The 13,677-nt window shown below is 35.5% G+C and carries 11 protein-coding genes; 9 read left to right on the top strand and 2 right to left on the bottom strand.

Going from position 1 to position 13,677, the window contains the following annotated elements; translation table 11 throughout:
• The first annotated feature begins 116 nt into the window (after nt 1-116).
• Genes RTP99_RS02380 through RTP99_RS02390 form a run of 3 tightly spaced genes read left to right on the top strand, consistent with a single transcriptional unit; the run spans nt 117 to nt 3,349 of the window.
• Nucleotides 117-1,055: an ABC transporter ATP-binding protein gene (locus RTP99_RS02380; protein ID WP_001093843.1), complete on the top strand. Its 939-nt coding sequence runs from the start codon at nt 117-119 to the stop codon at nt 1,053-1,055.
• Nucleotides 1,056-1,092: 37 nt separating this feature from the next.
• Entirely contained in the window at nt 1,093-2,202 is a 1,110-nt protein-coding gene (locus tag RTP99_RS02385) for an ABC transporter permease (RefSeq protein ID WP_001020172.1), read from the top strand.
• Nucleotide 2,203: 1 nt separating this feature from the next.
• Entirely contained in the window at nt 2,204-3,349 is a 1,146-nt protein-coding gene (locus RTP99_RS02390; protein ID WP_000651876.1) for an ABC transporter permease, read from the top strand.
• A gap of 45 nt (nt 3,350-3,394) precedes the next feature.
• Here RTP99_RS02390 and RTP99_RS02395 read toward each other — a convergent pair whose 3' ends face one another.
• The gene (locus tag RTP99_RS02395; protein WP_001225403.1) at nt 3,395-4,333 is read right to left on the bottom strand and encodes an esterase/lipase family protein; all 939 of its coding nucleotides are present in this window, start codon (nt 4,331-4,333) and stop codon (nt 3,395-3,397) included.
• Between the two features lie 118 nt (nt 4,334-4,451).
• On the opposite strand from RTP99_RS02395, the gene cls reads away from it, so the two are divergent.
• Nucleotides 4,452-5,663, top strand: a complete 1,212-nt coding sequence (cls, locus tag RTP99_RS02400) for a cardiolipin synthase (protein ID WP_000591937.1) — start codon at nt 4,452-4,454, stop codon at nt 5,661-5,663.
• A gap of 51 nt (nt 5,664-5,714) precedes the next feature.
• On the opposite strand, the gene pyrH is transcribed toward cls, so the two are convergent.
• Nucleotides 5,715-6,458 (bottom strand): UMP kinase, encoded by a 744-nt coding sequence (gene pyrH / locus RTP99_RS02405; protein ID WP_001248062.1) that lies wholly within the window; start codon nt 6,456-6,458, stop codon nt 5,715-5,717.
• 376 nt (nt 6,459-6,834) lie between these two features.
• On the opposite strand from pyrH, the gene RTP99_RS02410 reads away from it, so the two are divergent.
• From RTP99_RS02410 to RTP99_RS02430, 5 genes are all read left to right on the top strand, one after another.
• Nucleotides 6,835-8,106: a cation:dicarboxylate symporter family transporter gene (locus tag RTP99_RS02410; RefSeq protein ID WP_000713289.1), complete on the top strand. Its 1,272-nt coding sequence runs from the start codon at nt 6,835-6,837 to the stop codon at nt 8,104-8,106.
• A gap of 24 nt (nt 8,107-8,130) precedes the next feature.
• The gene (gene aspA, locus RTP99_RS02415; RefSeq protein ID WP_000224208.1) at nt 8,131-9,570 is read left to right on the top strand and encodes an aspartate ammonia-lyase; all 1,440 of its coding nucleotides are present in this window, start codon (nt 8,131-8,133) and stop codon (nt 9,568-9,570) included.
• Between the two features lie 75 nt (nt 9,571-9,645).
• A complete protein-coding gene (gene malS / locus RTP99_RS02420; RefSeq protein WP_041184746.1) occupies nt 9,646-11,358 on the top strand; it encodes an oxaloacetate-decarboxylating malate dehydrogenase in 1,713 nt (570 codons plus the stop codon).
• Nucleotides 11,359-11,423: 65 nt separating this feature from the next.
• Nucleotides 11,424-12,722, top strand: coding sequence for a sensor histidine kinase (locus tag RTP99_RS02425; RefSeq protein ID WP_312363838.1), 1,299 nt, complete (start codon nt 11,424-11,426; stop codon nt 12,720-12,722).
• Between the two features lie 2 nt (nt 12,723-12,724).
• The gene (locus RTP99_RS02430) at nt 12,725-13,657 is read left to right on the top strand and encodes a response regulator (protein ID WP_000500326.1); all 933 of its coding nucleotides are present in this window, start codon (nt 12,725-12,727) and stop codon (nt 13,655-13,657) included.
• The last annotated feature ends 20 nt before the right edge of the window (nt 13,658-13,677 follow it).

Genomic DNA, 13,677 nt, shown 5'->3' on the forward strand with positions numbered 1-13,677 from the left:
TCATCTCATATGAAAAAAGTGAATAATCTCATGTGAAAAGAATGAACTTCTGCACTGAGCAGGTTCATTCTTTTTGTTTATACTAAAAGCAGAGAAACCGAAATAGGGGTGAAACGATGAATACTTTAGAAATTAAAAATTTAACGAAAAAATTTGGTGATTTCATCGCAGTTGATAATATGTCTTTATCTATTAAAGAAGGAGAAATATTTGGCTTTTTAGGATCGAATGGTGCTGGTAAAAGTACAACGATAAATATGGTTGCTGGCTTGCTAAGAAGTAATGAAGGTGAAATTAGCATACTAGGAAAAAATATAAAGAAACATAATCGATTTGCGAAGATGAATATCGGTATCGTTCCGCAAGATATTGCGATTTATGAAGAGCTAACTGCCTATGAAAATGTGAAATTCTTTGCTGGATTGTATGGGTTAAGGGGTGCTGAGTTAAAAGCGAGAGTGGAGGAAGCGCTTCAATTTGTAGGGCTTAGCGATAAATATAAAAGTTATCCGAAAAACTTTTCAGGCGGGATGAAACGAAGGCTGAATATTGCTTGTGCGATTGCTCATAGACCGAAGTTAATTATTATGGATGAGCCGACAGTTGGAATTGATCCACAGTCAAGAAACTATATTCTCCAGTCTGTTCGGAAATTAAATGAAATGGGAAGCACGATTATTTACACGAGTCACTACATGGAAGAAGTAGAAGAGATTTGTACGAAAATCGCAATTGTTGATCACGGTAAAGTAATTGCAGAGGGCACGAAAGAACAGTTAAAAGCGATTATTACGGATACGAAAGACATTTGGATTGAAGTGAAGTCAGTAGAAAATTTAGATGTAGAACAGTTAAAAGAAATAAATGGAGTGAAAGCTGTTCAAATTGATGAGAATGTAATTAAAGTAAACTCGGATGCAGGGTTAAACAATTTAAATAAAATTATTCAGCACTTCATTAATCATGACATTGAAATTCGTTCGTTAGAGGAGCAGGCTCCAAACTTAGAAACAGTATTCCTTACGTTGACTGGAAGAAACTTACGAGATAAATAAAAGGTAAATGAAGAAAAGGTAAAGGGAGGTTCATCAATTGAACATCTTCAATATTGCAATTATGCATATGAAAAGAGATTTCAGAGACGTAAGAACTTTAGTTTTTATGTTAGCTTTTCCGATTGTGCTTATGCTTGTATTAGGTACAGCATTAACAAACGCATTTAATAGTGATAGTCATTCAATTAAAGATATACAGGTGCTATATAAAGATGAAGCGAGTAGCACGTTTTCTCAAGCATTTGAAGCATTTGCGAAAGAAGCTGATAAATCGGGTATTCATTTTAAAAAAGCTTCTGAAGGTATAGATGGGAAGGAAGCAGTGAAGCAAAATAAATATGCTGCTTATGTAGAATTAAATAAAGATGGCGCAAAATTGTACGGAAGTGACAAAAGTAGTATTGAGGGAAGTATTGTGGAAGGCATGCTTACAACGTTTGTTGATAAGTACAATGTAGCAGCCGAAGTTGCAAAAGTAGATCCTAGTAAGGTGAGCGCAGTTATTTCAAACGGAAATCATAATGATTATATAAAAGAAACATCTTTACAAGCAGCGAAAAAGCCAGGTTCTATGGATTACTATGCAGTTGTAATGACGACGATGATTGCACTATATGCAGCGATGGGAGCCAGTTCTTTAATTCGAGGAGAACGAATACGTAAAACAGGAGATCGTCTCATTGCTGCGCCTATAAGTAAGGCTGAAATATTCATTGGAAAAGTACTTGGGAGCCTAGTAGCAAATGCTCTGTGCATATTGCTTGTCATGTTATTTAGTAAATTTGTTTTTCAAGCGAATTGGGGCGACCATCTTGGAATTATATTTATTATTTTATTAACACAGGTTTTTCTAGCAATTAGCTTCGGTTTAGGGATCGGATATATTACGAAAACAGCTGAAGCATCGAGAGCAATTATTATGGTAGTCGTGCAATTAGCTTCTATTTTTGGTGGTGCATATTTCGTAGTAGAAGAAAATTTCGTTACGAATTTATCACCATTAACGTGGGCAAATACAGCTGTTATGAAAATTATCTACGCGAATGATGTTGGGGCAGCACTGCCGGTAATAGGTTTAAACCTTGGAATTTCGGCACTCTTTTTATTAATTGCAATTATTGCATTACGTAGACGGGAGGGGCTATAGTATGAAAGATATTTTATGGCTCATACAAAAAACGTTATCTGTACTTTTGAAAAATAAAAAAAGTTTATTTATTATTATTAGCTTGCCAATAATAGGAACGCTCATCGCCTTTTCGGAATACGGAAATGTAGGGCAAGGAACGTTAAATATCGGGGTTATAAATAAAGAAAATCAACCTATAGCAAATGATACAGTGAAATTTTTAGAAGGATTAAAGCATGTAAATGTAAGTAAGATTAAAGATTCTGAAGTAGAAGATAAACTCACTTCAAAAAAACTTGATGGTGTTATTACATTAGATTCTGGTTTTTCCGAAAGTGTTCGAGAAGGGAAACCTGATTATATTGAAATTTCATCGATTAAAGGCGATCAAGTAACAGGATTTATAAGGTCCTATTTATATAATTATATTGATAATATAGCAGCGATTAGTAAAGTTGCAGGAACAGATCAAAGTGCATTTGATACTATGTACGCAGGGTATCAAAAAAGTGCATTTAAAATGAAAACTGAAACATTAGAAGATACTTCGAAAAATAAAGATATGACAACCCAAACGATAGGTTACCTTATTATGTTTATGTTGTTTTCAGCAGCGAACTTATCGGGTCATATTTTAAAAGAAAAAGAGAATAGAACATATTTTAGACTCTTATCAACACCGATAGACGGAAAGAAGTTCATATTATCTAATGTTGGGGTAAATATGATGATACTAACAGTACAAATTCTAATTACAACTTTATTCCTAACGAATGTTTTTCATACGAATATCAATATGCCTTTCATAGTGATGTTGGGCGTACTCATGTTATTTGCTTTAATAGCAATTGGAATATCATTAGTCCTTGTCGCTTTTTCGAAAAACTCAGCGTCAGCAAATGCAATGCAAAATATGATTATTGTACCGACATGTTTACTGGCTGGATGCTATTTCCCGTATGACATTATGCCAAAAGCGGTACAAAAAGTAGCTAATTTCCTTCCGCAGCGCTGGTTATTAGACACGATAGCAAAACTACAGCAAGGAATTCCATTCGCTGAGTTGTATTTAAATATTTTCATTTTATTCGCTTTTGCAATTGCATTCTTCTTAATTGCGATTTATAAATTTGGAAGAAATAATGATGCGAGGAACTTTGTTTAACAAAAAAAGGTGTGGCGTAGTGCTACACCTTTTTTGTTTTGTAATTTAGAGTATCTTTTGTAATATAGGAATGCTTTTGTAGAGCACTTCGTTATGTGAAGCATGCACAACGCATTTATTTCCCTCTAGGAGAAAAACGCTATGTAAAATAGCGTTCCCGTCACCATGTTTTGTAAGCATATCACCGACGACTTTGCCGTCTGTCCATTTCAGACTAGAATATGAAGGAACGACTTGTAAATATTGAATGGTTTCCTCTCCATCTCCAGCAATGAGTGTAGTTTCAATATTTCTTTTTTGTATCATAAATCTATTTTTATTTAAATTATCGAGGAAAGGGTTTTTCGTTTTCATTTTACTATAAGGAATAAATGTAATTGAAGATCCAGATTTTATAAATAAATAATTCCCGTAATCTTTACACGGAATAACATCTTGTAATCCTGGAAAGTAAAGATGTATCGCCTCAACTGTATTCATTTTATATAAGGTGCTTAAGTAGTGAATGTATTGTTCCATATAAAAATGAACGATATTTATTTTAGAAGAGGCATGGACAGGGAGACTACCTCCAGTCCAATAACTATAATTTGCCGGAGATCCAGCGCTTGGTGTACAGAGTATGATAAGTTGATTTACATCATTTTTATATTCTTCACTTTGAACGTAAGAACGTCCAAGAAGTCCTCCCATACTATGACAGATTAGATTTAGTTTATCGCGCCCTGTAATTTTTTTAGCATAAGCAATCGTTTGTAATAAATATTTTTGTGTAGAAAAAATAATCCGCTGACGCCAGTCATAAAAACAAATAAATAGGTTTTTATTTCGTTCATAGCCCATACTTTCTAACATCAAAATAAATGGCTCATAAACAAATGCAGATAGTCCGAAGCTCCAATCACCAGTACCCGGAATAATAATATTATTCATTGAACCGAAAAGTCCAGGGACAAAAACAATAGGTGTTTTTCCTTTTCTCATATTCTTCGCTCCTTTACCTGTTTAACATCGATGAAAATGAAGAAATACATTCCGTATGAAAATATATTTAAATGAAACACTACAGAGTAGAATGTAATCTGAGCGGAAGGAAATTAAAATGATTAAAAAAATATTGCGAGTTACTTCTATTATTGTTGCTATTGTTGTTTTTATTTTAATTTGCATGCATATCGATGTTACCTTAGGTAGAAAAATGGAAGTCGGGAAAAACATGCCGACAGAGTATGCACCTCATTATAGTGACTTTCAATTATATGTAGAAGGGAAGTCATTTTATAAACAGTTATTTACTGATATAAGAGAGGCGAAGAGATCTATTTATACGTACTTTTTTATTTTGTCAGATGATAAAAGTAGCCATACTTTTTTAAACTTATTAAAAGAAAGGGCAAAAGAAGGAGTAAATGTCTATTTATCGGTTGATCGCATTAATGATTTATCATTTGAAAGAAAGAAGATAAATGAATTGCGGGAAAGTGGTGTACATTTTACATATAGTAGAAAACCTGAATTACCATTCGGGTTTTATTCACTTCACCATCGTAATCATCGCCGTATTACGACGATTGATGGAGTGATTGGTTATACGGGTGGTTTTAATATAGGGGATGAGTACTTAGGAAAAGATAAGCGATTTGGATATTGGCGTGACTATCATGTGCGACTTAAAGGAGAGGGCGCAAAAGATTTAGAAGAACAATTCGCTTTAGATTGGAAACGAGATACGAAAGAAAAGATAAAAAGAAGTACGAATAAAGCGAGTAAAGGGAATACATTACATACGATGGCTAGTTACAATGGACATCACGTCGCTGAAAAATATATAGAATTAATAAAAGAAGCAAAGCATTCAATTGTCATTACAACACCTTACTTTATAGCCAAAAATAAAGAAGTAATGAATGCTTTAATGGAAGCACAAAAACGTGGAGTTACTGTAAAAATACTTTGGTCATATAAACCAGATATTCCTCTTATTAAAGAGGCGGCGTATCCGTATATTCGCCAAGCTGTTAATAATGGAATTAAAGTATATGGTTATAAAAAAGGGATGTTTCATGGCAAATTAATGCTTATTGATAATGAACTAACTGTTATTGGTACGACAAATTTTACTTCGCGAAGTTTCAATATAAATGATGAAATGAATTTGTATATTCATGGTGGTTCAATTGTAGGACAAGTTAATGAGGCGTTAACGGAGGATTTTCATAATTCAAAAGAAATGACGAAAGAATTTTTTGAGAAGTTATCGTTTTGGGAGCGTTGTAAGGAAAAGTTGGGGGGATTGGCTGATTTTTATTTCTAAAGTTTAAAGAAAGGGAGTCTTTTATAGACACCCCTTTTTTATGATTAATAATTATTTTTCATGCACGAGCAATGAGGCATCATCATTAATCAACGTCCCCACATGTTCACCTAAGCAAATTCTTTTCATTACTCCAGGCTCATCAAAGTTAAAGACGTGTGCTGGTAAATTATAATCACGGGCAAGCAATAAAGCGGCTTGATCCATTACTTGTATGTTTTGCCTAACAATATCGTTATAGTTTAGTTTTTTGTACATTTTTGCTGCTTTATTATGTTTTGGATCACTAGTAAAGACGCCATCTACTCCTTGTTTTGCGACTAATATAGCATCACTATTCATTTCAATAGCCCTTTGAACACTTGGGTAATCTGTCGTAACGAACGGTTGCCCGTTACCACCTCCAAAAATAACGATATACCCGTTATCTAAATGGTGGATTGCACGTAGGCGAATGTATGGTTCAGCTACAGCATTAAACGGGATGGAAGTCATAACGCGCACTTCTGTATTTGTTTTACTTGTTAAAACACCGCGTAGCATTAAGCTGTTAATGATTGTACCTAACGTACCGATATTGTCAGCTTCTACACGATCGATTCCCCATTCTTCCGCTAGATGACCTCTAAAAATGTTCCCGCCTCCAATGACGATAGATACCTCAATACCTAAATCAACGATGGATAAAATTTCGTTTGCGATATGTTCTAATCGTTTGGAGTTAAAGCTATTTCCGGTTTGATCGGCAAGTGCACCGCCGCTTAATTTAATTAAGACACGTTTATATGGCCTCATAACAATTCCCCCTATATAGATCGCAATAAAAAAGGAACAAAGGCGAATGCCTTTGTTCCTTTTTAAGAAAATGAAAAAGAAAAGAAGAAGATAGAACGAATTTTTGCACATAATTTTTCATATCATCCACTCCTTTTCATTTTGATTTGTTGTAAGTATATATCTTTTTGATTATACGAAACAATCTGATTACTTATCAAGTATATTTTATAGTTTTTTAACAAAATGGTGTCAATGAAAAAAAGAAGAAAAATATTTGAATTTTTTGTGACGAACTTGTAGGTTTTTGTATGATTTTGTAGGTTTGCTTATAAGATGTGTGAGTAGCGTTTATAAATTCAAATTGAAAGCGTTCGCATGAAGGGGATGAACATAAATGAAAAAATTCGGATTGGCAACACAAATTTTTGTCGCGCTTGTTTTAGGGATTGTAGTAGGGGCAGTCTTTTATGGCAATAAAACGGCGATTTCTTATATTACACCAATTGGGGATATATTTATTCACTTAATTAAGATGATTGTAGTACCAATTGTTATTTCAGCATTAATTGTTGCAGTAGCTGGTGTAGGCGATATGAAGAAGCTTGGGAAACTAGGCGGGAAGACAATTCTTTATTTCGAAATCATTACGACAATCGCTATTTTAATGGGGTTACTTGCGGCGAATATATTCCAGCCGGGTACTGGCGTTGATATGAATAACTTACAGCAAAGTGATATTTCTTCTTATAAACAAACAGCAGATGCTACAGAGAAGCAAGGATTCGCTGAGACGATTGTTCATATCGTACCGAAAAACGTATTTGAATCGATTGCACAAGGTGACTTATTACCGATTATTTTCTTCTCAGTATTATTTGGTTTAGGAGTCGCAGCAATTGGGGAAAAAGGAAAGCCTGTTTTTAACTTCTTTGAAGGTGTACTCGAAGCGATGTTTTGGGTTACAAATCAAGTTATGAAATTTGCACCATTTGGTGTATTCGCATTAATTGCTGTTACGGTTGCAAAATTTGGTGTAGCAACACTACTTCCTTTAGGAAAACTAGTGCTAGCTGTATACGTAACTGTTATACTATTCGTTGTGATTGTATTAGGTATAAATGCAAGAATGGTTGGCGTAAACATTTTTACGTTAATGAAAATTTTAAAAGAAGAACTTATTCTTTCATTTACGACAGCAAGTTCAGAAGCTGTTTTACCTAATATAATGAGAAAAATGGAAGAGTTCGGTTGTCCAAAGGCAGTTGCCTCTTTCGTAATTCCGACAGGTTATACATTTAACTTGACTGGATCGGCTATTTATCAAGCGTTAGCGGCATTATTTGTTGCACAAATGTACGGTGTGCACATGTCACTGACAGAGCAAATAACGTTATTATTCGTTCTCATGTTAACATCCAAAGGTATGGCGGGAGTTCCAGGTGCATCGTTCGTTGTTGTATTAGCAACGTTAGGTTCAATGGGGTTACCACTAGAAGGTATCGCGTTAATTGCGGGGATTGACCGCATTTTAGATATGATTCGCTCATCTGTCAATGTATTAGGGAATGCATTAGCGGCCATTGTTATGTCGAAGTGGGAAGGCGAATTCGATAATGAGAAAGCAAAACAATATGTAGAAACAGTCAAAGAAACAAAAGCAGCATAAGAAATCGTTAAGGAGTGAATAAGTATGGCAACATTAACTGAAGTTAAAAATGGTGTTCGAATTGAAAAAGATTTTTTAGGTGAAAAAGAAGTACCAAACTATGCATACTACGGTGTACAAACAATGCGTGCAGTTGAAAACTTCCCAATTACAGGATACAAAATTCATGAAGGTTTAATTAGAGCGTTCGCAGTTGTAAAAAAAGCTGCAGCGCTTGCGAATACAGATGTAGGAAGATTGGAATTGAACAAGGGCGGCGCAATCGCAGAAGCTGCTCAAGAAATTCTTGACGGGAAATGGCATGATCATTTCATCGTAGACCCAATCCAAGGCGGAGCAGGTACTTCAATGAACATGAATGCAAATGAAGTCATTGCCAATCGTGCTCTTGAATTATTAGGAATGGAAAAGGGAGACTATCATTATATTAGTCCAAATAGTCATGTAAACATGGCGCAATCCACAAACGATGCATTCCCAACGGCGATTCATATCGCTACATTAAACGCATTAGAAGGTTTATTACAAACGATGGGCTATATGCACGATGTATTTGAATTAAAAGCAGAACAGTTCGATCATGTGATTAAAATGGGTCGTACACATTTACAAGACGCTGTTCCAATTCGTCTTGGACAAGAATTTAAAGCATACTCTCGCGTACTTGAACGTGATATGAAACGAATTCAGCAGTCACGTCAACACTTATATGAAGTGAACATGGGAGCAACTGCAGTTGGTACAGGCTTAAATGCAGATCCAGAATATATTCAAGCTGTTGTAAAACATTTAGCTGCAATTAGTGAACTACCACTTGTTGGTGCGGAAGACTTAGTAGATGCAACGCAAAATACGGATGCATATACAGAAGTATCAGCAGCACTGAAAGTATGTATGATGAATATGTCTAAAATTGCCAATGACCTTCGCTTAATGGCATCAGGTCCACGTGTTGGTTTAGCAGAAATTATGTTACCGGCTCGTCAACCAGGTTCATCTATTATGCCAGGGAAAGTAAACCCTGTTATGCCAGAGGTAATTAATCAAATTGCGTTCCAAGTAATTGGTAATGACCATACAATTTGTCTTGCTTCAGAAGCAGGTCAATTAGAATTGAACGTTATGGAACCAGTACTAGTTTTCAACTTACTTCAATCAATTAGCATTATGAATAACGGTTTCCGTGCCTTTACAGATAATTGCTTAAAAGGAATTGAAGCGAATGAAGATCGCTTAAAAGAGTATGTTGAGAAGAGTGTAGGAATTATTACAGCCGTGAACCCTCATATCGGTTATGAAGCAGCAGCTCGCGTTGCGAAAGAAGCAATCGCGACAGGGCAATCCGTTCGAGAACTTTGTGTGAAAAATGGTGTACTGTCACAAGAAGACTTAGAATTAATTCTAGATCCATTCGAAATGACGCACCCAGGGATTGCAGGAGCAACTCTTTTAAAGAAAAATTAAAAGAAGAGGGGGGACAAGCCCCTCTTTTTTGTTTACAATATAGAAATGCTATATATGAATAGAGGTAGGGATGTTATGAGTAAGTTTACAGTAGCTTCTAATGGTTCATTAGAAACGACATTAAGAGGAGTAGAAGTATTATCAACACCACTTTTAAATAAAGGGGTTGCTTTCACGCAAGAAGAAAGAGAAGAATTAGGTTTAAAAGGGTTATTACCGCCAGCAGTTTTAACATTGGAAGAACAAGCACGCCGAGCATACGAACAATTTTGTTCTCAGCCGGATGATTTATTAAAGAATGTATACTTAACAGCGTTACATGATCGAAATGAAGTATTATTTTATCGTATTTTAACAGATCATTTACGCGAAATGTTACCAATCGTATATACACCAACTGTTGGTGTAGCGATTCAAAGATATAGTCATGAATATCGTAAACCACGTGGTGTGTATTTATCAATTAACGATCCGTCAGGTATTGAAGAAGCGTTCGCCAATATTGGTGCAACAGCAGAAAATATTGATTTAGTCGTTGTAACAGATGGAGAAGGTATACTTGGAATTGGTGACTGGGGCGTTGGTGGTATTAACATCGCAATCGGAAAATTAGCTGTTTATACAGCCGCAGTTGGAATCGATCCTAGCCGCGTATTACCGGTAATTTTAGATGTAGGTACAAACCGTGAGGAACTATTAAACAATCCATTTTATATTGGAAATCGTCACCCTCGTATAACAGGTGAAGCATACGATGAATTTATTGATACATTTGTACGAGCGGTAAATAAACAATTCCCGAAAGCACTTTTACATTGGGAAGACTTTAGCTCTCGAAATGCACGAAAAATTTTAGATAAATATCGTCATGATATTTGTACGTTTAATGATGATATTCAAGGTACAGGTGCAGTTTCACTTGCTGCTGTGCTATCGGCAGTGAAAGCTTCGGGTGTACCACTAAGTGAACACCGCGTTGTTGTATTTGGTGCTGGTACGGCTGGAATCGGTATCGCAGATCAAGTTAGAGATGCAATGGTCCGCGTAGGTGTATCAGAAGAAGAATCGTATAAGCGTTTCTGGTGCATTGATCGTAACGGATTAGTTACAGATAATATGAAAGATCTTCTTGATTTCCAAATGCCGTATGCAAGAAAAGAAGCGGAAGTAAGTGAGTGGAAGCAAAATGGTGTAATCGGACTTGCTGAAGTTGTGAAACATGTGAAACCAACAATTTTAATCGGTACATCAACTGTTGCAGGCGCATTTAAAGAAGAGATTGTTAAAGAAATGGCTTCTCACGTAGAAAGACCAATCATTTTACCGATGTCGAACCCGACGCCACTTGCTGAAGCAAAACCAGCAGATTTAATCAAGTGGACAGAAGGAAGAGCATTAGTTGCAACAGGAAGTCCATTTGAACCAGTTACATACAACGGTGTAACGTATGTGATTGGACAATCAAATAATGCACTTATTTTCCCAGGACTTGGTCTTGGAACAATTGTCGTACGTGCAAGCGTTATGACGGACGGAATGTTCGCAGCAGCAGCTGAAGCAGTTGCGAGCATGGTAGATACAAGTCAGCCAGGAGCACCTATTTTACCAGAAGTTGAAGAGTTACGTAATATCTCGGAAATGGTAGCAATTGAAGTAGCGAAAGTTGCTGTTGCAGAAGGTGTTGCTAGAGAGAACTTAAGTGATAACGATATCAAGATTGCAGTGAAAGAAGCAATCTGGGAGCCTGAGTATCGCCAAATAAAAGCGGTAGAAAAGGTTAGAATATAGAAATAAAGCCCGTTTATAAATATAAGCGGGCTTTCACTTTTATTATTGAAAAAAGAATATAGGAAGTGGCACCTTTGAATTGGAATCAATTATGGAAGAAAGACATATCCCTTTTAATTATATTAATGGTTGTTGTTCCGATTGCTGGAGAGCTTAATTTTCATCCTTTTAATGATACGTTTCGCGTTAGCTTTGGTACGCCGTTATTCTTCTTTTTATTACTATTTTTAAGAAGAATACCAGCAGGAGTTGCAGGTATTGTTGTTGGTATATGTGTAGTCTTATTCCGCGTATGTCTTGACTGGGTCATGCAAGGTTCATTTCATATGACAGAATCATTTTATTTGCGCTATCCTGTGTTTTTTTATTATTTTATTTATGGAAGTCTTTTTTCACTCTGTAGGGTGAATAAGTTTCATCAGAGACCAATTATTATTGGATGTCTTGGAATTTCAATTGAAATTGTTGCAAGTATGTCGGAACTTGCGTTTTATCACATGTTAGTACTAGGTACAACAATAACAATTTCTGAAGTAAATAAACTCATCATTATTGCTATTTTTCGTAGCTTTTTTGCACTTTGCTTTTTAAATATGATGAATTTATATGAAACGAAATTAAAAGAATCACAAGTGCGAAAAGAAAATGAAAAAATGTTAATGCACTTATCCAATTTATATGTAGAATCTGTTCATTTGAAAAAAACGTTACAAAATGCAGAATTAATTACACAAGAAGCGTATCAATTATATCGGAATTTACAAGTAAGCGATCATTCGAATGGTAAAACAGCATTGAAAATAGCAGGAGAAGTGCATGAAATAAAAAAAGATAATCAAAGGATTTTTGCAGGATTATCTAAACTGTTATTAGATAAAAATGTGGTTGAGTACGTAGAAGGACATGAGCTTACAGAAATGATTGTAAGAATAAATGAAAAGTATGCTGAAATGCTAGGGAAAGATATACGTTTCTCTAAACATATAGAAGGCGAGCATGCTGCATATCACGTGTATACAGTGCTATCAATTTTTAATAATTTAGTTGCGAATGCAGTTGAAGCAATTGAAGATAGAGGCCTCATTCGTATTAAGTTATATAAACGAGAGCAACATGTAATCTTTGAAGTAATTGACGATGGCCCTGGTATTGCGCAAAAGTATAAGAAATTAGTATTTAAGCCCGGGTTTACTTCAAAGTATGATCAAACAGGAACACCGTCCACAGGTATTGGACTTTCTTACATAGATGAAATGGTAACAGAGCTCGGCGGAGAAGTAAGGTTAGAAGACAATGAAAATGGGAACGGGTGTAAGTTTATCGTTTGTTTACCGGAGTGCAGTTTAAAGCGGGAAGGGGAATAGGTTTGTTTTATTATATTGTAGATGATGATGAAGTTTTCCGTTCGATGCTTTCGCAAATTATTGAGGATGGCGATCTTGGGGAAGTAATTGGAGAATCGGAAGATGGAGCTTTTGTTGAGGCAGAACAGCTAAATTATAAAAAAGTGGATATTTTATTTATTGATTTACTCATGCCGATGAGAGACGGTATTGAAACAGTTCGTCATATAGCGTCTTCATTTACTGGGAAAATTATTATGATTTCTCAAGTTGAATCGAAACAGCTCATTGGTGAGGCATATACACTTGGTGTAGAATATTATATTACAAAACCATTAAACAAAATAGAAGTAGTATCTGTTGTACGAAAAGTGATAGAGCGTATTCGTTTGGAGCGCTCTATATATGACATTCAAAAATCATTAAATAATGTATTTCAGTGGGAAAAGCCGCAAATGCGTAGTGAAACAGTGCAAGAAGAGAAAAAGATATCAGATTCAGGACGCTTCTTACTAGCAGAACTCGGTATTGCGGGAGAGAACGGAAGTAAAGATTTACTTAGTATGCTGGAATATTTATATGGACAAGAAAAGGCGCAAACATTTGAATTTGGATTTCCTGCGTTAAAAGATATTTTCCACCAAATTACACTGAAAAAATTAGGGGAAATAGCTTCAGATGCAGATATAGAGAAGGAGAAAAAAGCATCTGAACAACGTGTAAGAAGAGCGATTTATCAATCATTGAATCATTTAGCTTCCCTTGGATTAACAGACTTTTCAAATCCGAAATTTGAAAGTTATGCTCCGAAGTTTTTTGATTTCACTGTAGTTAGAAAACGGATGACAGAAATGACAAAGGATGGGGTAGCGACTTCTGGACATATACGAATTAATACGAAAAAATTTATTCAAGTGTTGTACTTTGAGGCGAAACGACTGATGGAGATAGAGTGAAAAGGTGCTTATAAATAAGC

The sequence above is a fragment of the Bacillus sp. (in: firmicutes) genome, assembly GCF_031983925.1.
In the GTDB taxonomy this organism is placed as follows: Bacteria; Bacillota; Bacilli; order Bacillales; family Bacillaceae_G; genus Bacillus_A; species Bacillus_A pacificus.

Coding starts and splice junctions, on each gene's coding strand:
- RTP99_RS02380 (WP_001093843.1), top strand. CDS start 117: ATGAATACTTTAGAAATTAAAAATTTAACGAAAAAATTTGGTGATTTC.
- RTP99_RS02390 (WP_000651876.1), top strand. CDS start 2,204: ATGAAAGATATTTTATGGCTCATACAAAAAACGTTATCTGTACTTTTG.
- RTP99_RS02395 (WP_001225403.1), bottom strand. CDS start 4,333: ATGAGAAAAGGAAAAACACCTATTGTTTTTGTCCCTGGACTTTTCGGT.
- cls (WP_000591937.1), top strand. CDS start 4,452: ATGATTAAAAAAATATTGCGAGTTACTTCTATTATTGTTGCTATTGTT.
- pyrH (WP_001248062.1), bottom strand. CDS start 6,458: ATGAGGCCATATAAACGTGTCTTAATTAAATTAAGCGGCGGTGCACTT.
- RTP99_RS02410 (WP_000713289.1), top strand. CDS start 6,835: ATGAAAAAATTCGGATTGGCAACACAAATTTTTGTCGCGCTTGTTTTA.
- aspA (WP_000224208.1), top strand. CDS start 8,131: ATGGCAACATTAACTGAAGTTAAAAATGGTGTTCGAATTGAAAAAGAT.
- malS (WP_041184746.1), top strand. CDS start 9,646: ATGAGTAAGTTTACAGTAGCTTCTAATGGTTCATTAGAAACGACATTA.